This window comes from Microbacterium sp. GXS0129, from assembly GCF_044769785.1.
In the GTDB taxonomy this organism is placed as follows: Bacteria; Actinomycetota; Actinomycetes; order Actinomycetales; family Microbacteriaceae; genus Microbacterium; species Microbacterium nymphoidis.
The window spans coordinates 142958-166424 of the sequence record NZ_JBIZVZ010000005.1 but is presented as its reverse complement, the minus strand read 5'-3'; the positions used below and the strand labels follow the sequence as shown (position 1 = coordinate 166424).

The window sequence follows — 23467 nt, the reverse complement described above, 5'->3', positions numbered from 1 at the left end:
CCGTTTATCGATGCGGTGTGAGCGTCGCCGCACGCGCGACCGCACCCGCGTCCCCGGTCACCTCGAGCCAGTTCGCCAGCATCCGGTATCCGTCCGTCGTGAGGATGCTCTCCGGATGGAACTGCACGCCGTGGACCTGCGCTGATCGATGCACGATACCCATCACCACTTGCCCCGCCCGAGCCGTGATCCGGAGTTCGGAGGGCAGTGTGCTCTCCTCGACGGTGAGCGAGTGATAGCGACCGACCGGAACCTCCGCCCGCACCCCGCGGAACACGCCGGTGCCATCGTGGCTGACCGCGGACACCCGGCCGTGCATCGGCTCGGGGGCGACCCCCACGACACCGCCGAGCGCGACAGCGATGGCCTGGTGTCCCAGACACACGCCGAGGAGGGGCACATTCGCCCTCACAGCGGCCTTCACCACGTCGATCGAGGCGCCGGCATCCTCGGGGCGACCGGGCCCCGGCGAGATCAGCACACCGTCGTAGCCGCGGACAACGGCGGTGGCATCGGCGATGTCATCCGCCTCGATGAAGTCGACACCCGCGCCGAGCTCGACGAGATACCCCACCAGCGTGTGCACGAAGGAGTCGTGATTGTCCACGACGAGGATGCGTGAAGCGCTATTGCGTGATGGTGTTGGCATCCGCGGGCGGGAAGAACGTCGCGCTGACCCAGGGGAACGCGTACCAGAACAGGCCGTACAGGATCGCGGCGACCACGACGAGCACGATGATCAGCTTCACGAACCAGGGTCCGGGAAGGACACGCCACAGAGCGCCGTACATCAGCTCTCCTTCGGGAGATAGAGCGACGCCGGCTGCTTGCCGTCTGCCACGCGCGGGGTGAAGGCCTCGAACACGGCGTAGCCGATGAGGCGCTCCGAGAAGCCGTACCGCGGGCTGCACGTCGTCATGGTCAGATAGCGCCCCGTCGCCTCCACCGTGGTGTTTTGCGGCGTGGGGTCGAGCACATCCACGGAATCCGGGGTGACGTAGACCATGTTTCGGTACCGGTAGGTGTACCAGCCGTCCGGGGTTTCCACGACCACCGCGTCGCCCACCTGCATCTCGGGCAGGTTCATGAACGGGGCTCCGTGGCTGCCACGGTGCCCGGCAACCGGGAAGTTGCCGATGTCTCCCGGCATCGCGGTGTCGTTGTAATGGCCGACCATGCCGAGATCGAGGCTCTCCCAGGTGGCGGTGCCCTCCGCGATCCTGACCTCCTGGCCCAGACGCGGGATGTGCAAGGTGGCGAACACCTCACCGCTGGCCGGCTCCTCGATGGGAGGCGGGTCAGCGACCAGGGTGTTGTACTTCTGCGAGGGGTCCGACGTGGGCAACGGCTGACCGCTGTTCTTCGCGTCGTCCGCCCAGGTCTGGCTGACATCCTGCGCCTGCTGGTTGGCCGCGGCGCCGAGGATCATGTCGCCGACCCACATCTGCCAGACGACGAAGAGCAGCACAAGCACACCGCCCGTGATCAGCAGTTCGCCGAGAACGCCGGTCACCGTGACGCGCCCGCGTTTGCGGGCGCGCGCTGCTCGGCGCGTAGGAAGCTCGGTGGTCACAGCGCGAGCCTAGTCAGACACTCTGGGAAGAATCCACACGCGGTGGAATCAGCGCCACCGCATCGTCATCAGGAATCCGATGAGTGCGATCCCGAAACCGATGGCGAGGTTCCAGCCGTAGATGCCCGGGATGGGGAACTGCTGGTCGCTGAGGTAGAACACCAGGATCCAGGCGAGACCGATCAGCAGGAACCCGATCATGACCGGCTTGAACCACACCGGGTTCGGGGTCGCGTCGGGGTGTACGTTCTCGCGCTCTTCCGGCGTTCCTCGTCGTGCCATGCCGACATCCTATCGACCCGCACCGAATCTGACGATCCGGGCCGTCCGCACCCGGAAATCACACGGATGTGATTTTCATCCCCAGGCTGTGGATAACTATGTGGACAACGTGTGCAGAAGCCCGGGCGAGCCGTGGACAACCCCGCCCGGACCGGGCGTGTCAGCCGACGATCGGATGGACCACCGGCAGGAGGAACACCGACGCGCACAACAGCAGCGCGAAGCCGGCGAGGAGGCCGATCTGCAGTCCCCGCTGGGACCGCTGACGTGTGGCGGCGTAGATCGCGCCGACCACAAGACCGCCGATCAGACCGCCGAGATGAGCCTGCCAGGCGACGTTGAAGCCCGGAATGAACCCGATCAGCAGGTTGATTCCCACGATGACGAGGATCTGAGTGATGTCACCGCCGAGACGCCGCGTGATCACGATGAGAGCGCCGAACGTTCCGAAGATGGCACCGGATGCGCCGACGACGAACTGGTCGAAAGCAAGGAACGCCATGAGCACCGAACCGGCGAGGGCGGAGATCACGTAGAGGGCGAGGAATCGCCAGCGGCCGAGCAGTGGCTCCAGGATGCGTCCCATCATCCACAGGGACAACATGTTGAAGAACAGGTGCAGGAAGCTGCCGTGCACCAGCGTCACGCTGAGTGCGCGCCAGGGCTGCACGTTGGATCCGAGTTCCGGGGTGATGGCATAGCCCACGAAGGAGAGCGCGCTGGTGACGGCGACGCCGATGGGCCCGGGGATCATCTGGATCAGGGAGACGACGATCGTCACCGCCATGATCGCGTAGGTGACACGCGGGGTGCGGGAGCCGGAGGCGGCGACGACCGCTCCGCTCCCGCGACCCCATCGACGTTCCGCCTTCTTCTGTGCCGCGGTTCGCTGGGCGGCCTGCTGCTTCATGCACTCCGGGCACACGACGCCGACGGCGCCCTGTGTCTGGCATTCCGGGCAGATCGTGCGCAGGCACTTCTGGCACAGCACGAAGCTCATCCGGTCCGGATGGCGGTAGCAGAAGTTGTCCCTGTTGCGGGTGACCTCGGCGGACGTCACGTGTGTCAGACCGCTGCGATGTCGATCGAGGAGATCACGACGGGCTCGACCGGACGGTCGCCGGCACCCGTGCGCACTGCGCCGATCTCGTCGACGACCTTGCGCGATGCGTCGTCGGCCACCTCACCGAAGATGGTGTGCTTGCCCGTGAGCCACGGGGTGGGGTCGGTGGTGATGAAGAACTGCGAGCCGTTGGTGCCCTCGACGGCGCCGGTGATGGCATTGCGACGCAGGCCCGCGTTGGCCATGGCCAGCAGGTAGGGCTTGCTGAAGTCGAGCTCCGGGTGGATCTCGTCGTTGAAGCTGTAGCCCGGGCCGCCAACGCCCTGCCCGAGGGGGTCGCCGCCCTGGATCATGAAGTTGGGGATGATGCGGTGGAAGATGACGTCCTTGTAGAGGGGTCCCTCGCCCGGCTTGCCGGTAGCGGGGTCGGTCCACTCACCGGTGCCGTCAGCGAGGCCGATGAAGTTCTTGACGGTGACGGGTGCGTGGTCACCGAACAGGTTGACCACGATGTCGCCGTGGTTGGTGTGGATGGTTGCGACTGCAGAGTGAAGAGCCATGTGGCGATTCTCGCAGAGTTGACCGTGAGACCGGCGGAAAGGCCCGTCAAGGGGGTCGATTCCAAGGCGTGGTCTGGCAAGATGGGGACGTTCGTTCTGATAGGGAGGGGTCACATGAACCTCAGCCGCAAGCGTAAGAAGGAGCTCCGCAAGCTCCAGGACACGGCCAACCAGCTGTGGGCCCACCAGCAGGACCTCGCAGGCGACGCCGCCGAACTCGCCCGTGAGGCCAGTCGCCAGCTCGGAAACTTCGGCCGTGAGCAGGTCGTTCCCACCGTGCAGCACGCGTACGAGTCGCGTGTGGCGCCGGTCGTGGATCGCAGCGTCAAGGCCGGCCGTGAATTCGTCGACCACCGCGTCGTCCCGGTCGTGGGCGGAGCCATCGGCACCGCGCTGTCCGCCTGGGACGCCGCCAACAACACGCGCCACCGCATCAACACCACCGGCGTGCAGCGCGCGTTCGCTCGCGCCGTCGAGCCGATCCAGCCGCAGAAGAAGGGCATCGGTGCGGGTGGCGTCATCGCCATCGTCCTCGGTGCGGCTGCGGCGATCGGCGTGCTCTACGCCGCGTGGCAGACGCTGCGCGCCGACGACGAGCTCTGGGTCGCCGACGACCCGCTGTCCGCGCCCGACGCGTGACACAGTCCACGGATCGAGTCATCGAGGCCGCGCGTGCGCGCGGCCTCGATGTCGATGTGCGTGAGCGACCGCAAGCGGGATCCTTGGAGGAAGCAGCCGCGCTCCTCGGTCTCCAGCCCGCCGACATCATCAAGACGCTCGTCGTCAAGCGGGCCGACGACACCTACCTGTTCGCGCTGATCCCCGGCGACAAGGCCATCTCCTGGCCGAAACTGCGAGCCGTGGTCGGAGTCAACAAGCTCAAGCTCCCGTCCCCCGATCTCGCCCTCGCCGCGACGGGCTACGAGCGCGGCACGATCGTCCCGATCGGCAGCACGACCGACTGGCCCATCTACGCAGACGAGTCCATCGTCGGACGCCGGATCGCGATGGGAGCCGGCGCACACGGGTACAGCCTGTTCGTCGACGCCGACGCGCTCATCACCGCGTACGGCGCCACGGTGGCAGACATCTCCCAGCCGATCACCGAGATCCGCTGACTCAGGCGCTGCCGAGCATCGCCCACAGCAGGAACGGTCCCATCAGCAGCAGATAGATGCCGCCGAGGCCCGCTCCGACGGCCCCCACCACAAGTCCGAGGATCGCTGCTGTACGAGCAAGACCGTGCGTCCGGCGAAGCGTCCTGACGGCGAAGACGATCGCCAGCACCGACGCCGCGACGCACGGCAGGACCAGCAGCAGGTTCGGCTCCCCGAGTTCGTTGCGGATGAACATCCAGATCAGGCCGACCAGAGCGCACGCCAGCGATGCGTATGCGAACCTGATCGCCCGCGCCCGGTCGTACGACCCGACGGCCCCCGGCTGTGGTTCATCCATATGCTCCCCCTCCCGGCTGAGCATAGGCGATGCTCGCATCCCTGGAGGAGATGCGAGCATCAGCCGGGAATCGTCGTATCGACCCGCGCTTCCGCCGTCTCGGCCGCCAGCCTGTTCCAGAAGCGACGCTGCGCCTCGCCGGGAAGAAGATCCTCGATGCGACGGCGGAGCTCGAACAGACTCAGGCTCGTGATGAAAGTGTCCGGGCGGAACATGCGCTCCTTCTCGAAGACGACGGTCAGGGCGCCGACAGGCGTGACCACCCACGTGTGGTCGATGCTCTGCAGGCCACCCTCGTCCACCAGATCGACGGAGAAGCTCAGCTGCCGCCCGTTGCCCGCGTCCAGTTGCTCGGCCATGCCGGGGCTGACGCCCCGGATGGCGTCGGCGATCGCGGCGAAGACCTCGACCCGCGGCGCGAGGGGTCGCACCGCAGATCGCTTCACGGGCACGCGGAACTCCGCGGGCACGTCCGTGGAGTTCGCGAGGCTCGCGATCTCGAGCACCGCGGGGGCGAGGCTTTCGAACGGCTGCAGCCACAGAACGCCGTCATCGGACGCGGGAGGAGTGGCAAAGCGGGATTGCGTGACCCCGTGACGGCTCACCCAGAACGCCTCCGTGCGTGCGGCTCCGGGGAAAGAGGAGGAGATGCTGACCACGGCGGACATCTCCGCGTGCGCGGCGTACAGCAGTTCGAAACCCGGAGCCGGGCGGCCCGCTGTGATGAGGACGCGACCGGTCACATCGACCAGGTCGAAGACGTCCAGCGTCCGGCGGCCGTATACGCTCGCCGGGTCGAGCGACGAGTCGAGCGGGTGAGCGGAGAGGAACTCGGGGTTGAGCCTGTCGGTGAACTCGCCGAGGTGCTCGTTCATCGCCCGAAACTCATGAAGCTGCTCCATCGCACCATCGTGCCCTATCTCGTGGCACGGCACACTGGACTTACTCCACCAATTTGAATTAGAGTGGTCCGCACCGACGACGCGCAAGGAGGCGGACCGGTGTCCATAGCCCCCGACGAGGATCTCCTCGTCATGGATGTCTACGCCGCCTATCCGCACAGCAACGGGTTCGCCCCCGACGGCCGGGCCGTGGTGGGCGACGCGACCCGGGCCGCGCTGCACCTGGTGGACCTCCCGAGCGGCGCTTCGAGCGAGCTCATCGATCTCGGGTATCTGGCCGACGAGGAGATCCTCTGGTTCGACGTCGCCCTGCGCGCACCGTTGCTCGTGACCGCGCGAGCCGGACACCTGCTTCTCGTCAGCCTGGACAACGGCGAATCCCGCCTGCTGCACCGTGCGGCGAAGGACGCCTCACTGGATCACCTGGTGGCGATCACACCCGTCGACGCTCTCTGACCCGCACACGAAGAGGACTGCCCCTCCCGGATCCGGGAGGGGCAGTCCTCTTCGTTGGTCAGCCCTTGATGGCGCCGGCCTGACCCGCGCTTCGCAGGAACTGCTTCCGGGTCGACCGCAAGCCCCCGGCAACCCTTCTTCAACCCGCTGGAATAAGGTGGGGGAACGCAGACGCGGCTGTCTTTGTTCGATTCGAGGAGCTCCAGTGACGCAGAACCACAGTCGCGGCACCAACATGCCGCGGGTCGCAGACTTCAACGAGGGCATCGTCCTGAGTTCGATCCGTCGCTCTCCCTCGGGACGCAGCCGGGTGGAGCTGACGGAGGAGACCGGCCTGTCCGCCCAGACCGTGTCGAACATCTGCCGACGGCTGCTCGACCAGGATCTGATCGTGGAGACCGGCAAGCAGGCGGTCGCGTACGGCAAACCCCGCACGATGCTCGAGCTGAACCCCTCCGGCTGCTACACGGTGGGCGTGCACATCGATCCGGCCGTGATCACGTACGTCCTCCTCGACTTCACGGGTCGCGTGGTGGTGGACGCCAGCCATGAGACCCCCGCCGTCCAGGACCCCGGCGCCGTCGTGTCGCAGATCACCACGCAGATCACCGCCCTGATCGCGGAGGCGCCGATCGATCGTGAGCGCATCATCGGCATCGGCATCGCATCCCCCGGTCCGGTGGATGTGGCCCGCGGCCTCGTGCTCGATCCGCCGCACCTCCCCGGCTGGCAACGCGTGGCCCTGCGGGACGAGATCCGCGAGGCCACGGGCCTGCCCGTCCTGCTGGACAAGGATGTGACGGCGGGCGCCGTCGCTGAGCAGTGGGCCGGAGCGTCCGTCGGTCCGCGAGACTTCGCCTTCCTCTATCTGGGGACGGGTGTCGGCCTCGGAATCGTCATCAACGATCAGGTCGTGCGCGGCATCTCCGGCAACGCGGGCGATGTCGGGCTCCTTCCGGTGTCCTCCGAGGAGTTCGGCGATCGCTACACCGGCAACTTCCGCGCGTTCTGGCAGTCCGGCTCACCGCAGAGCCTGGCGGAGCAGGCGGTGGCAGCCGGTATCCTCCCCGCTGGCACCGACATGTCCACGCCCGTTCTCGCCGAAGCGGCCTTCCGCGAGCTGTGCGCGCGAGCCGACGCCGGCGACGCCGGCGCCCAGGGTCTCCTCGAATCCGCCGCACGCTCCACCGCGTCGGCGATTCTCACGATCACCAATCTGCTGGACATCGACTCGATCGTCGTCGGCGGTGCGATGTGGGAGCACGTCTCGGAACGCTTCCTCGCCACGATCCGCCCTCTGGTCGCGCAGCACTCCATCGCCCGTCAGCTCCACGAGGTCACGATCGAGGGCACGGCGCTCGGTGCCGATGTTGCCGCCATCGGCGCGGCGTGCCTGGTGCTGGACGACAAGTTCTCCCCGAGCCCCGCCACGCTGCAACTCGGGCGCTGAGATCACGGCGACTCCCCCGCGCCGTGGGAGTCGAGGACATACTGCGCGGTCAGCGCGGTCGCACGGTCTTCGTCATCGAGCAGGCTTTCCAGGACCGGACGGGTGACCGCGGGCGGGTAGGGGACGAGCGCGGCGGCCAGCCTCCGCCGAGCCGGGGCCTCCGCCGACGACAGCGCCTGCGCGACGACGTTCACCGCAACATCGATGAGCCCGGTGCGATCGGCCAGCGCCGCGAGAGCATCCGATGCGTCGACGTCGCCCTGTCCGCTTCGGATCAGCTCCACCAGTGCGGCCATCGAATCCGCCTCGTCGTCTTCGGCGCGGGCGATGATCGCCCGTCGCCGGACCCGCTCATCCGGATGGCTCGCCGATTCTCTGATCACCTGACGCGCGGCTGGGCTGTCGATCTTCACCAGCGCGTCGAACGCACGGCGCCGTCGGCCGGGGTCATCTGACACGAGGGCATCGGCCAACACCGCAACCGCGGCATCGCCGCTGCGCGCGATCGCCCATTGCAGAGCACCGGCGGCGTCTTCCCCCTCCTCACGGAGCATCGCATCGATCAGCACCGGGAGGTCGCGCTGGTCCGCATCCTGCGTCCGCAAGGCGAGTCGCTGGCGTGCAGAGGCGTCCGACTTCTCCAGCCGGTGCATGAGGTGGATCGTTCGCAGCACGTCATCCCAGCTCCGCGGCTCGGTCGCGGTGATCCCCTCCAGGCGATGCACGAGTTCCTGTGCCTGCACGATCTGGCGACGGGTCTGCTCCACCACTCTCGTCACCACGATGGCCGGATCGAACTCACGATCATCGATCACCTCACTGATCTCTGCGAGGCTCAGCCCGAGCGACCGCAGGCTTTCGACGTGCAGAAGCCGGCGCATGTCCTCATCGGAGTACTCCCGGTAACCGCCCGTCGTGCGACCAGATGCAGAGACCAGCCCGATGCGGTCGTAGTGGCGCAGCATACGAGCGGAGATGCCCGAATGCCGCGCCACGTCGCCGATGAGCACGACGCTCACTCCCCCGGAGCCGGAGCCGACCGAAGCGCCACGACGCGTTTCGCCTCGGCGATCGCGGACTCGAACCCGGTTTCGGGATCGGCCATGATGGCCAGCGTGGCAGCGGCGTGCGCGTCCACGGCTGGATCGGCGTTCTCGATCTCCGCCTCAACGATCGGCTCGACGAGGTCACCGAGCACGGCGAAGGCGCGGCTAAGGCTTCGCTGGGTGTCGGCATCACCCCGGCCGAGCTGGGTGACCAGCTTCCGGGCGAGATCCGCTTCCTCCCCCGACGGTACGAGTCCCGCCGCGGTACGCCACGCGGCACGGGCCACCTCGACGTCCGCGTCCGTCAGCAGGTCGTCCCGGAGGGCCGGCCAGGTTCGCCGGTCACCGATCTTCGACATCGTGTGCAGAGCCTGGCTCCGCGCCCGGGCGGATGGCGAGGAGAGTTCCGGCAGCAGTCGCGTCACGGTCAGGTCGCGATCCTGGCGGGTCAACGCCCAGGTGAGCATGTCACGGACGAAGAAGTCCGCCTCGTGCTGGCAACGTTCCACGAGCACCGCGACGTACGCGGGATGCGGGCTGGTGCCCGCGGCGAGAGCCGCCTGAAGCCGGGCGGATGCGTCCGGTCCCCACAGCGCCTCCCGGAGCCGTTCCCCGGGGCTCACGTTTGTGTTCTCTGTCATCTTCTGACCTCCACTCACCACCATCCACCTTGTCACCGTGACAAGGTCAAGCCAGCAGATGACATCGGTTCGAGGTCGTCAGAGCATCCCGGCGACGAGCCGTGCCGTGGCTTTCGCGGATCCCGGGTTCTGTCCGGTGACCAGACGACCGTCCACGACGGTGTGAGAAGCGAACGGCAGCAGGCCCTTCTCGTACTGCGCACCGCGGGCGATCATCTCCTCTTCGGCGTTGTATGGCACGAGCTTGTCCACGCGCGCCAGCACCTCCTCACGCCAGGCGAACCCGGTGAGTCTGCGCCCCGCGACGAGCAGCGACCCATCCGAGAGCCGGGTGTTCAGCAGACCGCAATATCCGTGACAGACGGCGGAAACGATGCCGCCGCCCTGCCAGATCTCGCGGGTGATCCGTTGCAGCCCTGCACTGTCGGGGAAGTCGTACATGACCGCGTGACCTCCGGTGAAGAAGATCGCGTCGTAGTCGCCGGCGTTCACGTCGGCAGGCGCGAGCGTGTCCTCCAGGAGTGCCATGCGAGCGGGATCCTCCCGCCATGCCCGCGCGGAGCGATCATTATTGGGAAACGTGAGCGACCTCGGCTCCAGCGGCACCGCACCGCCGGCAGGACTCACGATCGTCTGTTCGAAGCCTCGCTCCTCGAACACCTGCCAGGCGTGAGTGAGCTCGGAGAGCCAGAGTCCCGTTGGGTGTGATGGATCGTCGTAGTGTCCGACGTTCGTCACGACGTTCAGGATGCGTCGGGTCATGGTGCACCTTCCTTCTGCGAGTAAGGGCTGTTGTCAGATGAGTGCCGCGAGGGCGGCGCGCACCCGGTCAGCGCGCTCCTCACGTGAGGCGGCGCGCAGTTTGCCGTCAAGGAAGAGGAACGCCAGGCCGTGTGCCGCGCCCCACAGCCCGGTGGCGAGCGCGACCGGGTCTCGATCGGGGAAGAGCGCCGCGGTCGCGCGCGCCAGAAGGTCGTGCAGCCGTTCCGCAGCCAGCACGCGCTCATCGTTGGCGTCATCGCACTCCTTGCCGAACATCACGCGGAACAGTGCGGGATGATCGGCGGCGAAGTCGACGTACACGACCGCGAACTCCAGGAACTCCTGCGGCGACTCCGGCAGAGCACCGTCCGGGGCGAGGAGGTCCCACAGGTCCCGGAATCCCTCCGCAGCCACGGCGGACTCCAGGGCGTCGCGATGGGGGAAGTGCCGATACGGCGCGGTCGATGAGACACCGACCTCTCGCGCCACAGCACGCAGCGAGAATGCCTCACCGGACTCCAGTGACCGGCGCGCCGCCGCCACCAGCGCGGCGCGAAGATCCCCGTGGTGGTACGGACCCGCTGATGATGTTGACACCGCTAACTTCCCCTCCTTATGATGTGAACACCGTTAACATACCGCATGAAGGGGAAACGTGCAGACCATACTCGGAGCGAACGGGCAGATCGCCATCGAGCTCGCTCGGGAACTGGATCACCGGGCAACGGACGACATCCGGCTCGTGAGCCGCAACCCGCGCGCGGTCAATCCCACCGACCATCTCGTGAGCGCCGATCTGCTCGATCCCGCCCGTACGGCGCAGGCCGTTCGGGGCAGCGAGATCGTGTACTTCACTGCGGGGCTGCCCGCCGACACCGAACTCTGGCAACGCCAGTTCCCCACGATGCTGCGTAGCGCGCTCGACGCAGCGCGCGCGGCCGGGGCCGGTTTCGTGTACTTCGACAACACCTACATGTATCCGCAGGACGCACGGGTGCAGACGGAGGACACCTCCTTCGCCCCCGTCGGGCCAAAGGGCCGAGTCCGCGCCGACATGGCGGAGATGGTCCTGGAGGAGATGAACCGCGGCGACATTCCTGTCCTCATCGCCCGCGCGCCGGAGTTCTACGGACCGGGGCGCACCCAGAGCTTCACGAACACGCTCGTCATCGACCGGATCGCGGCCGGCAAGAGGGCACTCGTACCCGTGCGCGACGACCGTCGCCGCACGCTCATCTGGACTCCCGATGCCAGTCGCGCGCTGGCGCTCCTGGGCAACACCGCCGACGCTTTCGGCCAGACCTGGCACCTTCCCACGCCGGAGGAACACCCCACCTATCGGGAGTTCGTCGCCCGCGCCGCGAGCGTCTTCGGCCGACCCCCGAGGCACACGGTGGTGCCTCGCTGGGCGCTGAGCGCTGTCGGGGCGTTCTCCCCCGGGGCGCGGGAGATCCGCGAGCTGCTCCCCCGCTACGCCCAGGACAACCTCTTCGACTCGGCAAAGTTCCGTACCCGCTTCGCCAACTTCGCCGTCACCGATCACCGATCCGGACTCGAGATCATCCGAGCGGCCGTCGCCTGAGCCGCGCGAAAGATAGGAGCGCACTTCTGAAGCGGATCGGGGGTGTGTTCTCGATCCTTCCCGCGGGAAACGACAGAAGCCGAACCCTGAGGGGTTCGGCTTCTGTCTGTAACTGTGGAGCCTAGGAGATTCGAACTCCTGACATCTTGCTTGCAAAGCAAGCGCTCTACCAACTGAGCTAAGGCCCCGAGATGAGGGAGTGGGGGTACCAGGACTTGAACCTGGGACCTCTTCATTATCAGTGAAGCGCTCTAACCGCCTGAGCTATACCCCCGAGCTTGCGCTCGGCAACCATACGAGTTTAGCCCACAGATCGACGCAACGCGAAATCGGTCGGGTTTGCACGGCTGTTTCGCGTTGCCCGGGCGTGGCGCAGTGCGGTTCACTGAACACATGAGCACCCCTACATCCCATCCCGGAGAAGCCCACGACACCGGCCTCAGCCAGCGATTGAACTGGCTGCGCGCCGGCGTCCTCGGCGCCAATGACGGCATCGTCTCGGTTGCCACCCTCGTGGTGGGCGTCGCTGGGGCGACGGCGGAGGTGGGCGCATTGGTCACGGCCGGTGTCGCCGGTCTCGTCGGCGGTGCGATCTCCATGGCGCTCGGCGAATACGTCTCGGTCAGCAGCCAGCGCGACAGCGAGCGAGCTCTCATCGCGAAAGAACGCCGGGAGCTGGCCACCATGCCCGACGAGGAATTCGCGGAGCTGGTTCAGCTCTACCGCGACCGGGGGCTCACGGAGCAGACCGCGCACCAGGTGGCCACGGAGCTGACCGCGCACGATGCGCTCGCTGCACACCTCGAGGTGGAACTGCACATCGATCAGGATGATCTGGTCAATCCGTGGCACGCGGCACTCTCGTCCGCCTTGGCCTTCACCATCGGCGCACTATTGCCGCTGCTCGCCATCCTGCTGACCCCGATCGGGTGGCGCATCCCGGTGACATTCGCCGTGGTGCTTCTCGCGCTCGCGAGTACGGGGACCATCGCGGCGCGCATCGGCGGCAGCTCGCCTGGACGGTCCGTGCTGCGACTGGTTTTCGGTGGAGCGCTGGCACTGCTCGCAACATGGCTCATCGGCACCCTGCTGGGGACGACGGGGCTGTTCTGAGGACGACCGACTGGTCCGGAAACGAAGAAGCGCCCCTTCCGCATCGGCGGAAGGGGCGCTTCTTTCGGTCAGTTGGAGGTGAAGCCGACCAGCAGGCCGCCGGTCACCTTGACCGCGAGGTTGTAGACAGCGGCGGCGATCGCGCCCAGCACTGTCACCACAATCAGGTTGATGATCGCCACGACCGCACCGAAGGCCATCACCTGCGGCAGGCCCAGGTAGCTCTTCAGGACGAACGACGGGCTCAGGCTCGAGATCAGCGAGGAGACCGTGTCCACCACACCGGTGGTGGAGACCACCGTGTAGATGAGGAAGAACATCACGACAGTGACGACCGCGACAGCGACGGCTGCCAGGAAAGACAGCTTCACCGCAGACCAGAAGTCGATGTAGACCAGCCGCAGGCGCACCTGCTTCGTGCTGGACTTGTTGCTCGACTTCTTGGCGAGCTTGTCAGCTACCGTGCTCATTCAGCACCCTCTCCGGACGTCTCGGACGACTCGGTGTTCGACTCGTCCTCTTCATCGCCGAGACCCCGCTCACTGTTGCGAGCGATGGCGAGAATCCGATCGTCCTTGCCCAGCCGGGCGAAGACCACACCCATGGTGTCACGGCCCTTCGCCGGGACCTCGGCCACGGCAGAGCGTACCACCTTGCCACTGGCAAGAACCACGAGAACCTCGTCGTCCTCGGCCACGATCAGGCCGCCCGCAAGATCTCCACGGTCATCGTTCAGCTTGGCCACCTTGATGCCCAGACCGTTGCGTCCCTGGACCCGGTACTCGCTCACCGCCGTGCGCTTGGCGTAGCCGCCCTCGGTGACCACGAACACGAAGCTCTCCGGCGCCACGACGGATGCCGACAGCAGGCTGTCATCGCCGCGGAACTTCATTCCGCCGACGCCTTCGGTGGTGCGGCCCATGGGGCGCAGCGTGTCATCATCCGCGGTGAAGCGGACCGACATGCCGTGCCGCGAGATCAGCAGGATGTCGTCATCGCCGTTGACCGCGAGCGCGGAGACCACCTCATCATCCTCACGCAAGCGGATGGCGATGACGCCGGCCTGACGGTTGGTGTCGTAGTCGCTGAGCGCCGTCTTCTTGATGCGACCCTGACGAGTGGCCAGCACCAGGTACTCCGCGGAGGTGTAGTCACGCAGATCGAGGATCTGACGGATCTGCTCGTCCGGCTGCATCGCGAGGAGGTTCGCGATGTGCGAGCCCTTCGCATCGCGCCCGGCCTCGGGGATCTCGTACGCCTTGGTGCGGTAGACCCGGCCCTTGTCGGTGAAGATGAGCAGCCAGTGGTGCGTGGTGGTGACGAAGAAGTGCTCCACGACATCGTCAGCGCGCAGCTGCGCACCCTTCACACCCTTGCCACCGCGGTGCTGCTGACGGTAGTTGTCGCTCCGCGTGCGCTTGATGTATCCACCGCGGGTGACGGTGATGACCATCTCCTCCTCGGGGATGAGGTCCTCGACGCTCATGTCGCCGTCGTATCCGTGGAGGATGTGGGTGCGTCGCTCGTCGCCGAACTTGTCGACGATTCCGGACAGCTCTTCCGAGACGATCGTGCGCTGGCGGGCGTCGGAGGCGAGGATGTCCTTGTAGTCCGCGATCTTCGCACGCAGCTCGTTGGCCTCATCGATGATCTTCTGGCGCTCGAGAGCGGCGAGACGACGCAGCTGCAGCTGCAGGATGGCGTCGGCCTGGAGCTCGTCGATGTCCAGGAGCGCCTGGAGTCCTTCATTGGCCTCGGCGGTGGTGGACGAACGGCGGATGAGCGCGATGACCTCGTCCAGGGCGTCCAGCGCCTTGAGAAGGCCGTCGAGGATGTGCATGCGCTTCTCGGCCTGAGCCAGGCGGAAGGCCGTACGACGACGGATCACGTCGACCTGGTGCGCCACCCACAGCGTGATGAAGCCGTCCAGCGGCAGCGTGCGCGGTACACCGTCGACGATCGCCAGCATGTTGGCGCCGAAGTTCTCCTGCAGCGAGGTGTGCTTGTAGAGGTTGTTCAGCACGACCTTCGCCACGGCATCGCGCTTCAGCACGATCACGAGGCGCTGACCGGTGCGGTCCGAGGTCTCGTCGCGGATGTCCGCGATGCCGGTGATCTTGCCTTCACGAGCCAGATCGCCGATCTTCACCGCGAGGTTGTCGGGGTTCACCTGGTACGGCAGCTCGGTGATCACGAGGCAGGTGCGACCCTGGATCTCCTCGATGTTGACCACCGCTCGCATCGTGATCGAGCCGCGACCGGTGCGGTACGCCTCCCGGATCCCCTTCGTGCCCAGAATCTGCGCGCCGGTGGGGAAGTCCGGGCCGGGGATGCGCTCCATGAGCGCGTCCAGAGTCTCCTCACGGCTGGCCGTCGGATTGGCGAGCACCCACTGCGCACCGGCCGCGACCTCGCGGAGGTTGTGCGGCGGGATGTTCGTGGCCATGCCGACCGCGATTCCGACGGATCCGTTGACCAGCAGGTTCGGGAACCGCGCCGGCAGGACCGTGGGCTCCTGGGTCTCACCGTCGTAGTTGTCGGTGAAGTCGACGGTGTCTTCCTCGATGTCCCGGACCATCTCCAGCGCGAGAGGCGCCATCTTGGTCTCGGTGTATCGCGGAGCAGCCGCCCCCATGTTTCCGGGTGAGCCGAAGTTGCCCTGGCCGAGTGCCAGCGGGTAGCGCAACGACCACGGCTGGACGAGGCGCACGAGGGTGTCATAGATCGCCGAGTCACCGTGCGGGTGGTACTGACCCATCACCTCGCCGACGACGCGGGCGCACTTGGAGAACTTCTTGTCGGGACGGTAGCCGCCGTCGTACATCGCGTAGATGACGCGGCGGTGCACCGGCTTCAGGCCGTCACGGACATCCGGCAGCGCTCGGCCGATGATGACCGCCATCGCGTAGTCCAGGTAGCTGCGCTGCATCTCCAGCTGCAGGTCGACCTGGTCGATCTTGCCGTGGTCGTGCCCGTCGACGATGTTCTCGCCGTTCTCGTCCGTCATGTTCGTTCTCTTCGTTCGTCAGTTCTGCGTCGTGGGCAGGGCGTCGTGGGCTTCCGGATCAGATGTCCAGGAAGCGGACGTCCTTGGCGTTTCGCTGGATGAAGTCTCGGCGGGACTCGACGTCCTCGCCCATCAGCACCGAGAAGATCTCGTCGGCGGCAGCCGCATCCTCGATGGTCACCTGGCGGAGCGTACGGGTGGCGTGGTTCATCGTGGTGTCCCACAGCTCACTGGGGTTCATCTCGCCCAGACCCTTGTAGCGCTGGATGCCGGCGTCCTTCGGGAGCTTGCGACCATCCGCCTGGCCCGCGGCCATGCGCGCGTCGCGCTCCTCGTCGCTGAACACGTACTCGTGCTCGCCCTGGGTCCACTTCAGGCGGTACAGCGGCGGCATCGCGAGGTACACGAAGCCGGCCTCGATGAGTCCGCGCATGAAGCGGAACAGCATGGTCAGCAGCAGGGTGGTGATGTGCTGGCCGTCGACGTCGGCATCCGCCATCAGCACGATCTTGTGGTACCGGGCCTTGTCGATGTCGAACTCTTCGCCGATGCCCGTGCCAAACGCCTGGATCATCGCCTGGACCTCGCGGTTGGCGAGCGCCTTGTCGAGACGCGCGCGCTCCACGTTGAGGATCTTCCCGCGTAGGGAGAGGATCGCCTGCGTGTGCGGGTCGCGCCCCTGCACCGCGGAACCGCCGGCGGAGTCACCCTCCACGAGGAAGATCTCGGAGATCGAGGGATCCTTGCTGGTGCAGTCCTTGAGCTTGTCGGGCATCGCGGCCGACTCGAACACGCTCTTGCGGCGCGCGGTCTCGCGGGCCCGACGCGCCGCCATGCGGGCGGATGCGGCGTCGATGGCCTTGCGGACCACGTTCTTCGCCTGCACCGGGTTGCGCTCGAACCAGTCGCCCAGCTCGTCGCCGACAACCTTCTGCACGAACGCCTTGGCCTCGGTGTTGCCGAGCTTGGTCTTGGTCTGTCCCTCGAACTGGGGCTCCGAGAGCTTCACCGAGATGACCGCGGTGAGTCCTTCGCGGATGTCCTCACCGGTGAGGTTGTCGTCCTTCTCCTTGAGGAGGTTGTTCGCGCGCGCGTACCGGTTCACCAGCGTGGTGAGCGCGGCGCGGAAGCCCTCCTCGTGCGTCCCGCCCTCGTGCGTGTTGATGGTGTTCGCGTAGGTGAAGACGTTCTCGGTGTAGGAGGTGGTCCACTGCATGGCCACCTCGAGCGAGATCTTCCGTTCGCTGTTCTCCGACTCGAAGTCGATGATCTCGTCGTTGACGACATCGGCCTTGCGCACCCGGTTGAGGTACTCGACGTAGTCGGTGAGCCCGCGCTCGTAGTGGAAGACGTCGCTCGGCTGGACGATCTCGATCTTGCCCTCGCCGAGGTCCTTCTCGTAGGCGCTGGCCTCGCGCTCGTCGCGCAGGGCGATGCGCAGGCCCTTGTTGAGGAAGGCCATCTGCTGGAAGCGGGTGCGCAGCGTGTCGTAGTCGAAGTCGGTGGTCTCGGTGAAGATCTCCGCGTCCGGCCAGAACGTGATGTGCGTTCCGGTGTCCTCGGTCTCTTCACCCTGCTCCAGCGGCCCCTCGGGCACCCCGCCCTTGCTGAAGGTCTGACGCCACGCGTACCCCTGCCGACGCACCTCCACCTCGAAGCGCGTCGACAGCGCGTTCACCACGGACGAGCCGACGCCGTGCAGACCGCCCGAGACGGCGTACCCGCCGCCGCCGAACTTGCCTCCGGCGTGCAGGATGGTGAGGACCACCTCGACGGTGGACTTCGTGGGATCCGACGCATGCGGATCCACCGGGATGCCACGGCCGTTGTCGATGACGCGGATGCCGCCGTCTGCCAGGATCGTCACATCGATGTTGTCGGCGTAGCCGGCGAGCGCCTCGTCCACCGAGTTGTCCACGATCTCGTAGACCAGGTGGTGCAGACCGCGCGGGCCCGTGGAGCCGATGTACATGCCGGGGCGCTTGCGGACCGCCTCCAGGCCCTCGAGGATCTGGATCGCGTCGGCCCCGTAGTCGCCGCGGGGGGTTGAGTTCGTCCCCTGTGCGTCGGTCGTGTTCTCCGGCTGGTTTTCAGGGGTGTCAGACGTCATCGCTCAGGTTGCTCCAGATCTTCCAAAGGCAACCTCCATCCTATCAAGAAAGCGGTCCGCCAGCGCCCTGAACGCGCCTGTGCGCTCACAGAATCGTTGCGCAGGGGATCGTACGTGGGTCAGCCGTAGGTATCGCGCGGGCCCCGCCCTGGAGCCGTTCTGGGGCCCCAATTCCACGAGGGGACGTCCGGCCCGAGAAAACGGATGCTCTGCACGCCGGCCTCCGGGTGACGCAACTGGATCTGCGTCAGGATGTGCGAGCGCATCAGTTGGAGCTGTTTCGTCCATGCCGTGGTGTCGCAGCGGACGGTGAGGACGCCGTTGACGTACGACACCGCCTCCGTGTGGGCAGCGGTGTCGGGACCGGCCACCTCCGGCCACTGCAGGAGGAGGTCCTCCTGGGCCAGTTGCGGGTTCCAGCCCGCCTGCTTGGTGAGCGCGGCCAGGGCATCGCCCAGTCCCTGCGGATCACGCCCGGGCATGAACGGCGCGTTCGCATCATCCGGATCCACGCGGGTGCGGCGCTTGCGCCGCTGGGGGGCCTTCAGTCCGCGCAACCGCAGATAAGTGGCCAGCGTCTCCGGGACCTCGTCGTCACTCATCGGCGTCTTCCGGTGCCGATTCATCGATGCCGATGATGGTGCCGTGCTGCACCCGCACCGTCCGGGCGCGCAGCCCGATCGGCACGTCCTCCTCCACGGCTGAGGTGATGATCACCTGTTCGTAGTCGGCGACGAGGTCGGCCAGCCGGCGGCGGCGGTCGGCGTCCAGCTCGGCGAAGACGTCATCGAGGATCAGGACGGGGTCGCCCACTCCGGTCTCCTCGCGCAGGAGCTCGGCCGAGGCGAGACGGAGAGCGAGCGCCACCGACCAGGACTCGCCGTGCGACGCGTATCCCTTCACGGGCAGTCCGCGAACCTGAAGAAGGAGATCGTCCCGGTGCGGGCCCACGAGCGTGAGTCCGCGTTCGAGCTCGGCCGGTCGTTTCGCGGCGAGAGCGGTGCGGAAGAGATCGGCGGTGCTGCCGTCGGCCGCCGATTCGGCGGTGGTCTCGTCGTCCTCGGGCTGAGCGCCGGTCACCGAGAGCGCCCACCCGAGGCCGGGATGATGATCCTCACCGGCAATGGCCGTGTACGCCGCGGCGAGCGGAGCGGCCAGCTCCTGTGCCAGCGCCGTGCGCGCGTCGATCAGCTGCGAGCCGAGTGTCACCAGCTTCTCGTCCCAGACATCCAGTGTCGACAGCCCTTCGCCCCGGACACCACGTGCACGCGCCGACTTCAGCAGAGCATTGCGCTGACGGACGACCCGCTCGTAGTCGGCGATGATCGAGGCCATCCGCGGGCGGCGCTGGATGAGGAGCTGATCGGTGAAGCGCCGACGCGATGACGGCTCCCCCCGGACGATCTGCAGATCCTCCGGCGCGAAGAGCACGACGTGCGCGTATCTCGGCAGTTCGGCCGGCTTGACCGGCGAGCCATTGATCCGCGCGCGGTTGGATCCCTGTTTGTTCAGCTGCAGCTCGAGCTGCACGCGACGCTCACCGTGCGCGAGGCGGGCGCGCACGAACGCCGCGTCCTTGCCGTTTCGCACCATCGGGGCGTCGGCGGAGACGCGATGTGAGCCGAGGGTGGCCAGATAGGCGATCGACTCGGCGAGATTCGTCTTTCCCTGGCCGTTGCGGCCGACGAAGACGTTCGAGCCGGGAGCCAGCGGGACATCCGCGTGCTCATAGTTGCGGAAGTCGGTGAGGCTGAGGTGCTCCACGAACATACGTCAACGATCTCCGTGCGCCATCGCAGAACGGCGTGAGCAGCTCACGCCGTTCGCTGCGAGCCGGCGCGTCAGCATCGCGGCTCAGCGCAGCAGCAGGTTCGGCTGCAGCAGGTACTTGAAGTTGTCGCCGCTCGCGCCCTCCACCGACGTCTGCGCGGTGATGAGCACGGGGCTCAGCTTGTTCGCGTTGTCGCTGGAGGTGAACGTGATGCGGGTGAACTCGCTGCGCACCGCCGACAGGGCGTCCTGCAGGTACTGCGGGTTGAGGCCGAGAGTGACGTCGTCGCCGCCGGTGAGGGTCGCGTCGACGGTCTCGGATGCGCGAGCCTGCTCATTGCCGGAGGCGTCCATCGTGACGCCGTCGGCGGAGAACGTGAAGCGCAGCGGGGCGGAGCGGTCGAGCACCAGCGCCACGCGACGCACGGCCTCCATGAGGTCGGCGGTGTTGACCACCGCGTAGTGCTCGGTCTGCTCGGGGAACAGGCGACGAACCGGCGGGAAGTTGCCCTTGATGAGCAGCGAGGTGACGGTCTTGTTGCCGGCGGTGAAGGCGATGATCTCGCGGTCCGACGATCCGGAGAAGGCGACCGAGATGGTGTCGCCGTGGGAGAAGGTCTTACCGACCTCCTGCAGTGTCCGAGCCGGGACGAGAGCGCTGGTGTCGGCGGCCTGTCCGTCCCACGCGATGTCACGGACGGCGACGCGATAGCGGTCGGTGGCGACCAGGCTGAGCTGCGTGCCGCTCACCTCGAGCAGCACACCGGTGAGGACCGGGGTGACGTCATCACGCGATGCGGCGAAACCGACCTGTGCGATGGCGGTGGCGAAGTCCTCCGCAGGGACCAGACCGGACTCGCCGGTGACCTCGGGGATCGCGGGGTACTCGGCGACGGGCATCGCAGCCAGGGTGAACCGAGCCGAACCGCACGTGAGCACGATGGTCCCGTCGTCCTCGACCGCGATCTGGATCGGGGCGTTCGGGAGACGGCTGGCGATGTCCGAGAGCAGGCGACCGTGCACGAGGATCGTGCCGGGCTCGTCCACCGTGGCCTCGATCGTGGTGCGTGCGGAAGCCTCGTAGTCGAACGCCGACAGCGACAGACCCGACTCGGTGGCCTCGATCAGCACGCCCGCAAGGATCGGCTGCGGGTTGCGCTGCGGCAGCAGCTTCACCACGAACGACACAGCTTCGCTGAAGACATCACGATTGACGTGGAACTTCACGACCGCTCCCTCTGCTCATCCCGGTTCCCGGGTTTCCCATGGTAGTGCCCGTGTCTGCGGAGTCCATGACCGACCTCGACCCGGCCAGGCACCCTCCCCCTCCATCCCCAAGGTGATTGAACCGGGCTTCATTGAGAGAGATCTGGTTAACAGTGTTAACGCTTGTGGAGACTGTGGATAACTCAGTGCTTTCCAGTCGAGACAAGGGATTGCGACGCGGGACTCCTGTTGAGAGCGGTGGAAAGCCCCGAGAAATCAACGATCGGCGCGAACGCGTTAACGCGGAAGTTGTCCACAGGCTGCTCCGAATCGCTCACAATCACCCACCGTATCGTTCGAGTTGTCCACAGGTTATCCACATGGGGATTTCATGGCGTGTCGCAGGTGTGTCGTCGCGGCCCGAGGTGTCCGCGTGCCGCGGTTTCTCGCACCCTGGCGCGGTTTTCGAGGTCGCGAACGAGGGGGCGCTGAGCGTCCGCGTGTGCCCGTTGGTGAGGGGTGAGAGGGGGTGAGCGCTGTGGATGGACCTGTTAACTCAGCGGTTAACTGCGTCGCGGTTAACCCAGTCGCCCCGTGGCGGAGTCGCGTGCTGGGTGAGCGTCGTTTCAGCGGCGTCCGAGCTGGGTGGTGATCTCGCTCACCTGGTTGAAGATCGAACGGCGCTCCTTCATCAGGTCGCTGATCTTCTTGTACGCGTACATCACCGTCGTGTGGTCGCGGCCGCCGAAGAGCTGGCCGATCTTGGGCAGCGAGAGGCTGGTCCGCTCACGGCACAGGTACATCGCGATCTGCCGCGCCGTGGCAACGGCCTGCGAGCGGCTCGAGCCGTAGAGGTCATCGACGCTGAGCTTGAAGTACGCCGCCGTCGCGTTGATGATGTCGGTCGGCGAGATCACATTGGTCTCGGTCTGATCGATGATGTCACGCAGCACCGTCTGGGCGAGCGTAATGTCCAGGCTGGAACGGTTGAGGCTCGCGAAGGCGGAGACGCGGATCAGGGCGCCCTCGAGCTCCCGGATGTTCGAGGAGACCACCGTGGCGATGTACTCGAGCACTTCGTCGGGGATCTGCAGGCGTTCGCTCTGCGCCTTCTTGCGAAGGATCGCGATACGCGTCTCCAGGTCGGGCGCCTGCACATCGGTGATCAGTCCCCACTCGAAGCGACTGCGCATGCGGTCCTCGAAGCCGGTGAGCAGCTTGGGCGCCACATCGGAGGTGATCACCACCTGCTTGTCGTGGTCGTGCAGGGTGTTGAACGTGTGGAAGAACGCCTCCTGCGTCTCCGCGCGTCCCTGCAGGAACTGGATGTCGTCGATGAGCAGGATGTCGACGTCGCGATACCGCGCCTGGAAGGCCGCACCGCGGTTGTTCGCGATCGAGTTGATGAAGTCGTTCGTGAACTCCTCGCTGGACACGTACCGCACCCGTACGCCGGCGTACATGCTGATCGCGTAGTCGCCGATCGCGTGGAGGAGGTGGGTCTTGCCGAGACCGGAGTCACCGTAGATGAACAGCGGGTTGTAGGCCTTTGCCGGTGCCTCAGCCACTGCCACGGCAGCGGCGTGGGCGAAGCGGTTGGACTGGCCGATCACGAAGTTGTCGAAGGTGTACTTCGGGTTGAGGCGGGTGTCGCTGCGAGAGGAGAACGAGGGCACTGCTGCCTGAGAGGGCGCCGGCGTGGAGGGCGTCTCGATGATCGGCGCGATCTCGTCGGGTGCGGCTGCCAGCGGCAGATTCTCCAGCTCCGGGTTGACGACCACGCGGAAGGTGCTCGCGGCGGGCTGGGCGTCCACGGTTGCGAGCGCCTCGAGGATCGACGCGCGGATGCGCTTGATCTGGACGGCGGTGAGGTCATTGGGGACGTCCAGATAGAGCGTGCCGCCCATGATCCCCTGCGCCACAGCGAGGTTCAGGAAGCCTCGCAGCTGAGGGGTGACCCGCTCGTCCGTGTCCAGGTGTGCGAGTACCGCTCGCCAGACGGGTACGTCCGGGATCTCCTGCTGCGTCATGTTCGTCCCCCTCCAATGGTCTGATCTCGGCACGGCTGCCGGTCACGTCGGGGTGGACCTGTGGATAACTCGTGCTGGAGACACGCTAAACGAGTGGCCGGGCGAGAGCAAACTCCTTGTGGGAACTCGGTGCGCGTCGCTGCTGTCGACTGGGCATCACCTGGGGATAATTGTCTGTTCAGCCCGCTGGTTTGCACGGGAGCACCCACTCGACGTAGCCTAGATCGGTTGACTTGTGCCTGTTAAGGCACGAGCCTTTGTCCGCACGTCTCCGGTCGCAGTGATCCCGGGTGACAGCATTTCCGGAGTTAACACTATGAGCAAGCGCACTTTCCAGCCGAACAACCGTCGTCGCGCCAAGAAGCACGGCTTCCGCGCCCGCATGCGCACCCGCGCCGGTCGTGCCATCCTTTCGGCACGCCGCGCCAAGGGCCGCGTCGAGCTCTCGGCGTAACCCCC

At 66.6% G+C, this 23467-nt stretch carries 26 protein-coding genes and 2 tRNA genes; 7 read left to right on the top strand and 21 right to left on the bottom strand.

The features are described 5' to 3' along the window. Positions 1-4: 4 nt before the first annotated feature. The 6 genes from ACIQJ5_RS15130 to ACIQJ5_RS15105 all read right to left on the bottom strand — a co-directional run bounded on the left by ACIQJ5_RS15130 (position 5) and on the right by ACIQJ5_RS15105 (position 3478). Entirely contained in the window at positions 5-649 is a 645-nt protein-coding gene (locus ACIQJ5_RS15130; RefSeq protein ID WP_402845078.1) for an anthranilate synthase component II, read from the bottom strand. Beyond that, complete coding sequence (locus ACIQJ5_RS15125) at positions 627-791, bottom strand: hypothetical protein (RefSeq protein ID WP_231091291.1); 165 nt, start codon at positions 789-791, stop codon at positions 627-629. The genes ACIQJ5_RS15130 and ACIQJ5_RS15125 overlap by 23 nt, the downstream gene beginning before the upstream one ends. Next, the gene (locus tag ACIQJ5_RS15120) at positions 791-1573 is read right to left on the bottom strand and encodes a class E sortase (protein WP_231091292.1); all 783 of its coding nucleotides are present in this window, start codon (positions 1571-1573) and stop codon (positions 791-793) included. Before ACIQJ5_RS15120 ends, ACIQJ5_RS15125 begins: the two co-directional genes overlap by 1 nt. Before the next feature lie 48 nt (positions 1574-1621). Continuing rightward, complete coding sequence (locus ACIQJ5_RS15115) at positions 1622-1855, bottom strand: cell division protein CrgA (RefSeq protein WP_231091293.1); 234 nt, start codon at positions 1853-1855, stop codon at positions 1622-1624. Between the two features lie 160 nt (positions 1856-2015). Further along, positions 2016-2915 (bottom strand): rhomboid family intramembrane serine protease, encoded by a 900-nt coding sequence (locus ACIQJ5_RS15110; protein WP_231091294.1) that lies wholly within the window; start codon positions 2913-2915, stop codon positions 2016-2018. 5 nt (positions 2916-2920) lie between these two features. Continuing rightward, the gene (locus ACIQJ5_RS15105; RefSeq protein WP_231091295.1) at positions 2921-3478 is read right to left on the bottom strand and encodes a peptidylprolyl isomerase; all 558 of its coding nucleotides are present in this window, start codon (positions 3476-3478) and stop codon (positions 2921-2923) included. A gap of 114 nt (positions 3479-3592) precedes the next feature. On the opposite strand from ACIQJ5_RS15105, the gene ACIQJ5_RS15100 reads away from it, so the two are divergent. Together ACIQJ5_RS15100 and ACIQJ5_RS15095 are read left to right on the top strand one after the other, a co-directional pair. Beyond that, positions 3593-4117 carry a DNA helicase gene (locus ACIQJ5_RS15100; protein ID WP_231091296.1) on the top strand — a complete coding sequence of 175 codons (525 nt, stop codon included), beginning with the start codon at positions 3593-3595 and terminating at the stop codon, positions 4115-4117. After that, a complete protein-coding gene (locus ACIQJ5_RS15095) occupies positions 4114-4596 on the top strand; it encodes an aminoacyl-tRNA deacylase (RefSeq protein ID WP_231091297.1) in 483 nt (160 codons plus the stop codon). The genes ACIQJ5_RS15100 and ACIQJ5_RS15095 overlap by 4 nt, the downstream gene beginning before the upstream one ends. Before the next feature lies 1 nt (position 4597). On the opposite strand, the gene ACIQJ5_RS15090 is transcribed toward ACIQJ5_RS15095, so the two are convergent. Beyond that, a complete protein-coding gene (locus tag ACIQJ5_RS15090) occupies positions 4598-4933 on the bottom strand; it encodes a hypothetical protein (protein WP_402845075.1) in 336 nt (111 codons plus the stop codon). Positions 4934-4992: 59 nt separating this feature from the next. Further along, complete coding sequence (locus tag ACIQJ5_RS15085) at positions 4993-5835, bottom strand: hypothetical protein (protein WP_402845073.1); 843 nt, start codon at positions 5833-5835, stop codon at positions 4993-4995. 99 nt (positions 5836-5934) lie between these two features. Between ACIQJ5_RS15085 and ACIQJ5_RS15080 the strand changes: the two genes are divergently transcribed. Next, a complete protein-coding gene (locus ACIQJ5_RS15080; protein WP_402845071.1) occupies positions 5935-6291 on the top strand; it encodes a hypothetical protein in 357 nt (118 codons plus the stop codon). A 205-nt stretch (positions 6292-6496) separates the two neighbouring features. Next, positions 6497-7741 carry an ROK family transcriptional regulator gene (locus ACIQJ5_RS15075; protein ID WP_231091310.1) on the top strand — a complete coding sequence of 415 codons (1245 nt, stop codon included), beginning with the start codon at positions 6497-6499 and terminating at the stop codon, positions 7739-7741. A gap of 2 nt (positions 7742-7743) precedes the next feature. Here the strand turns inward: ACIQJ5_RS15075 and ACIQJ5_RS15070 are convergent, their stop codons facing one another. The 4 genes from ACIQJ5_RS15070 to ACIQJ5_RS15055 all read right to left on the bottom strand — a co-directional run bounded on the left by ACIQJ5_RS15070 (position 7744) and on the right by ACIQJ5_RS15055 (position 10787). Beyond that, on the bottom strand, positions 7744-8760 hold the full coding sequence (locus ACIQJ5_RS15070; RefSeq protein WP_402845069.1) for a MerR family transcriptional regulator: 1017 nt from the start codon (positions 8758-8760) through the stop codon (positions 7744-7746). Continuing rightward, positions 8757-9428, bottom strand: a complete 672-nt coding sequence (locus tag ACIQJ5_RS15065) for a HEAT repeat domain-containing protein (RefSeq protein ID WP_402845067.1) — start codon at positions 9426-9428, stop codon at positions 8757-8759. The genes ACIQJ5_RS15070 and ACIQJ5_RS15065 overlap by 4 nt, the downstream gene beginning before the upstream one ends. A gap of 78 nt (positions 9429-9506) precedes the next feature. Beyond that, positions 9507-10190, bottom strand: a complete 684-nt coding sequence (locus ACIQJ5_RS15060; RefSeq protein ID WP_402845065.1) for a type 1 glutamine amidotransferase domain-containing protein — start codon at positions 10188-10190, stop codon at positions 9507-9509. 33 nt (positions 10191-10223) lie between these two features. Beyond that, the gene (locus ACIQJ5_RS15055) at positions 10224-10787 is read right to left on the bottom strand and encodes a TetR/AcrR family transcriptional regulator (protein ID WP_231091314.1); all 564 of its coding nucleotides are present in this window, start codon (positions 10785-10787) and stop codon (positions 10224-10226) included. A gap of 58 nt (positions 10788-10845) precedes the next feature. Between ACIQJ5_RS15055 and ACIQJ5_RS15050 the strand changes: the two genes are divergently transcribed. Next, positions 10846-11772, top strand: a complete 927-nt coding sequence (locus tag ACIQJ5_RS15050) for an NAD-dependent epimerase/dehydratase family protein (protein ID WP_402845063.1) — start codon at positions 10846-10848, stop codon at positions 11770-11772. Between the two features lie 115 nt (positions 11773-11887). On the opposite strand, the gene ACIQJ5_RS15045 is transcribed toward ACIQJ5_RS15050, so the two are convergent. Next, positions 11888-11960: transfer RNA gene (locus tag ACIQJ5_RS15045), tRNA-Ala, on the bottom strand. Between the two features lie 12 nt (positions 11961-11972). Then, positions 11973-12046: transfer RNA gene (locus tag ACIQJ5_RS15040), tRNA-Ile, on the bottom strand. Between the two features lie 119 nt (positions 12047-12165). Between ACIQJ5_RS15040 and ACIQJ5_RS15035 the strand changes: the two genes are divergently transcribed. Further along, positions 12166-12885: a VIT family protein gene (locus ACIQJ5_RS15035; protein ID WP_402845062.1), complete on the top strand. Its 720-nt coding sequence runs from the start codon at positions 12166-12168 to the stop codon at positions 12883-12885. 68 nt (positions 12886-12953) lie between these two features. Here the strand turns inward: ACIQJ5_RS15035 and ACIQJ5_RS15030 are convergent, their stop codons facing one another. The 7 genes from ACIQJ5_RS15030 to dnaA all read right to left on the bottom strand — a co-directional run bounded on the left by ACIQJ5_RS15030 (position 12954) and on the right by dnaA (position 23008). Then, the gene (locus ACIQJ5_RS15030; RefSeq protein ID WP_231091317.1) at positions 12954-13355 is read right to left on the bottom strand and encodes a DUF3566 domain-containing protein; all 402 of its coding nucleotides are present in this window, start codon (positions 13353-13355) and stop codon (positions 12954-12956) included. Beyond that, complete coding sequence (gene gyrA, locus ACIQJ5_RS15025; RefSeq protein ID WP_231091318.1) at positions 13352-15892, bottom strand: DNA gyrase subunit A; 2541 nt, start codon at positions 15890-15892, stop codon at positions 13352-13354. Before gyrA ends, ACIQJ5_RS15030 begins: the two co-directional genes overlap by 4 nt. 58 nt (positions 15893-15950) lie before the next feature. Further along, the gene (gene gyrB, locus ACIQJ5_RS15020) at positions 15951-18002 is read right to left on the bottom strand and encodes a DNA topoisomerase (ATP-hydrolyzing) subunit B (RefSeq protein WP_231091319.1); all 2052 of its coding nucleotides are present in this window, start codon (positions 18000-18002) and stop codon (positions 15951-15953) included. Between the two features lie 119 nt (positions 18003-18121). Then, complete coding sequence (locus tag ACIQJ5_RS15015; RefSeq protein WP_231091320.1) at positions 18122-18604, bottom strand: DUF721 domain-containing protein; 483 nt, start codon at positions 18602-18604, stop codon at positions 18122-18124. Further along, the gene (recF, locus tag ACIQJ5_RS15010) at positions 18597-19772 is read right to left on the bottom strand and encodes a DNA replication/repair protein RecF (protein ID WP_231091321.1); all 1176 of its coding nucleotides are present in this window, start codon (positions 19770-19772) and stop codon (positions 18597-18599) included. The genes ACIQJ5_RS15015 and recF overlap by 8 nt, the downstream gene beginning before the upstream one ends. A gap of 84 nt (positions 19773-19856) precedes the next feature. Then, positions 19857-20999, bottom strand: coding sequence for a DNA polymerase III subunit beta (gene dnaN / locus ACIQJ5_RS15005; protein ID WP_231091322.1), 1143 nt, complete (start codon positions 20997-20999; stop codon positions 19857-19859). A gap of 605 nt (positions 21000-21604) precedes the next feature. Continuing rightward, a complete protein-coding gene (dnaA, locus tag ACIQJ5_RS15000) occupies positions 21605-23008 on the bottom strand; it encodes a chromosomal replication initiator protein DnaA (RefSeq protein ID WP_231091323.1) in 1404 nt (467 codons plus the stop codon). Positions 23009-23324: 316 nt separating this feature from the next. Between dnaA and rpmH the strand changes: the two genes are divergently transcribed. After that, entirely contained in the window at positions 23325-23462 is a 138-nt protein-coding gene (gene rpmH / locus ACIQJ5_RS14995) for a 50S ribosomal protein L34 (protein ID WP_067196091.1), read from the top strand. Positions 23463-23467: the final 5 nt, after the last annotated feature.

Coding starts and splice junctions, on each gene's coding strand:
- ACIQJ5_RS15130 (WP_402845078.1), bottom strand. CDS start 649: ATGCCAACACCATCACGCAATAGCGCTTCACGCATCCTCGTCGTGGAC.
- ACIQJ5_RS15125 (WP_231091291.1), bottom strand. CDS start 791: ATGTACGGCGCTCTGTGGCGTGTCCTTCCCGGACCCTGGTTCGTGAAG.
- ACIQJ5_RS15115 (WP_231091293.1), bottom strand. CDS start 1,855: ATGGCACGACGAGGAACGCCGGAAGAGCGCGAGAACGTACACCCCGAC.
- ACIQJ5_RS15105 (WP_231091295.1), bottom strand. CDS start 3,478: ATGGCTCTTCACTCTGCAGTCGCAACCATCCACACCAACCACGGCGAC.
- ACIQJ5_RS15100 (WP_231091296.1), top strand. CDS start 3,593: ATGAACCTCAGCCGCAAGCGTAAGAAGGAGCTCCGCAAGCTCCAGGAC.
- ACIQJ5_RS15090 (WP_402845075.1), bottom strand. CDS start 4,933: ATGGATGAACCACAGCCGGGGGCCGTCGGGTCGTACGACCGGGCGCGG.
- ACIQJ5_RS15085 (WP_402845073.1), bottom strand. CDS start 5,835: ATGGAGCAGCTTCATGAGTTTCGGGCGATGAACGAGCACCTCGGCGAG.
- ACIQJ5_RS15065 (WP_402845067.1), bottom strand. CDS start 9,428: ATGACAGAGAACACAAACGTGAGCCCCGGGGAACGGCTCCGGGAGGCG.
- ACIQJ5_RS15060 (WP_402845065.1), bottom strand. CDS start 10,190: ATGACCCGACGCATCCTGAACGTCGTGACGAACGTCGGACACTACGAC.
- ACIQJ5_RS15035 (WP_402845062.1), top strand. CDS start 12,166: ATGAGCACCCCTACATCCCATCCCGGAGAAGCCCACGACACCGGCCTC.
- ACIQJ5_RS15030 (WP_231091317.1), bottom strand. CDS start 13,355: ATGAGCACGGTAGCTGACAAGCTCGCCAAGAAGTCGAGCAACAAGTCC.
- gyrA (WP_231091318.1), bottom strand. CDS start 15,892: ATGACGGACGAGAACGGCGAGAACATCGTCGACGGGCACGACCACGGC.
- gyrB (WP_231091319.1), bottom strand. CDS start 18,002: ATGACGTCTGACACCCCTGAAAACCAGCCGGAGAACACGACCGACGCA.
- ACIQJ5_RS15015 (WP_231091320.1), bottom strand. CDS start 18,604: ATGAGTGACGACGAGGTCCCGGAGACGCTGGCCACTTATCTGCGGTTG.
- recF (WP_231091321.1), bottom strand. CDS start 19,772: ATGTTCGTGGAGCACCTCAGCCTCACCGACTTCCGCAACTATGAGCAC.
- dnaA (WP_231091323.1), bottom strand. CDS start 23,008: ATGACGCAGCAGGAGATCCCGGACGTACCCGTCTGGCGAGCGGTACTC.
- rpmH (WP_067196091.1), top strand. CDS start 23,325: ATGAGCAAGCGCACTTTCCAGCCGAACAACCGTCGTCGCGCCAAGAAG.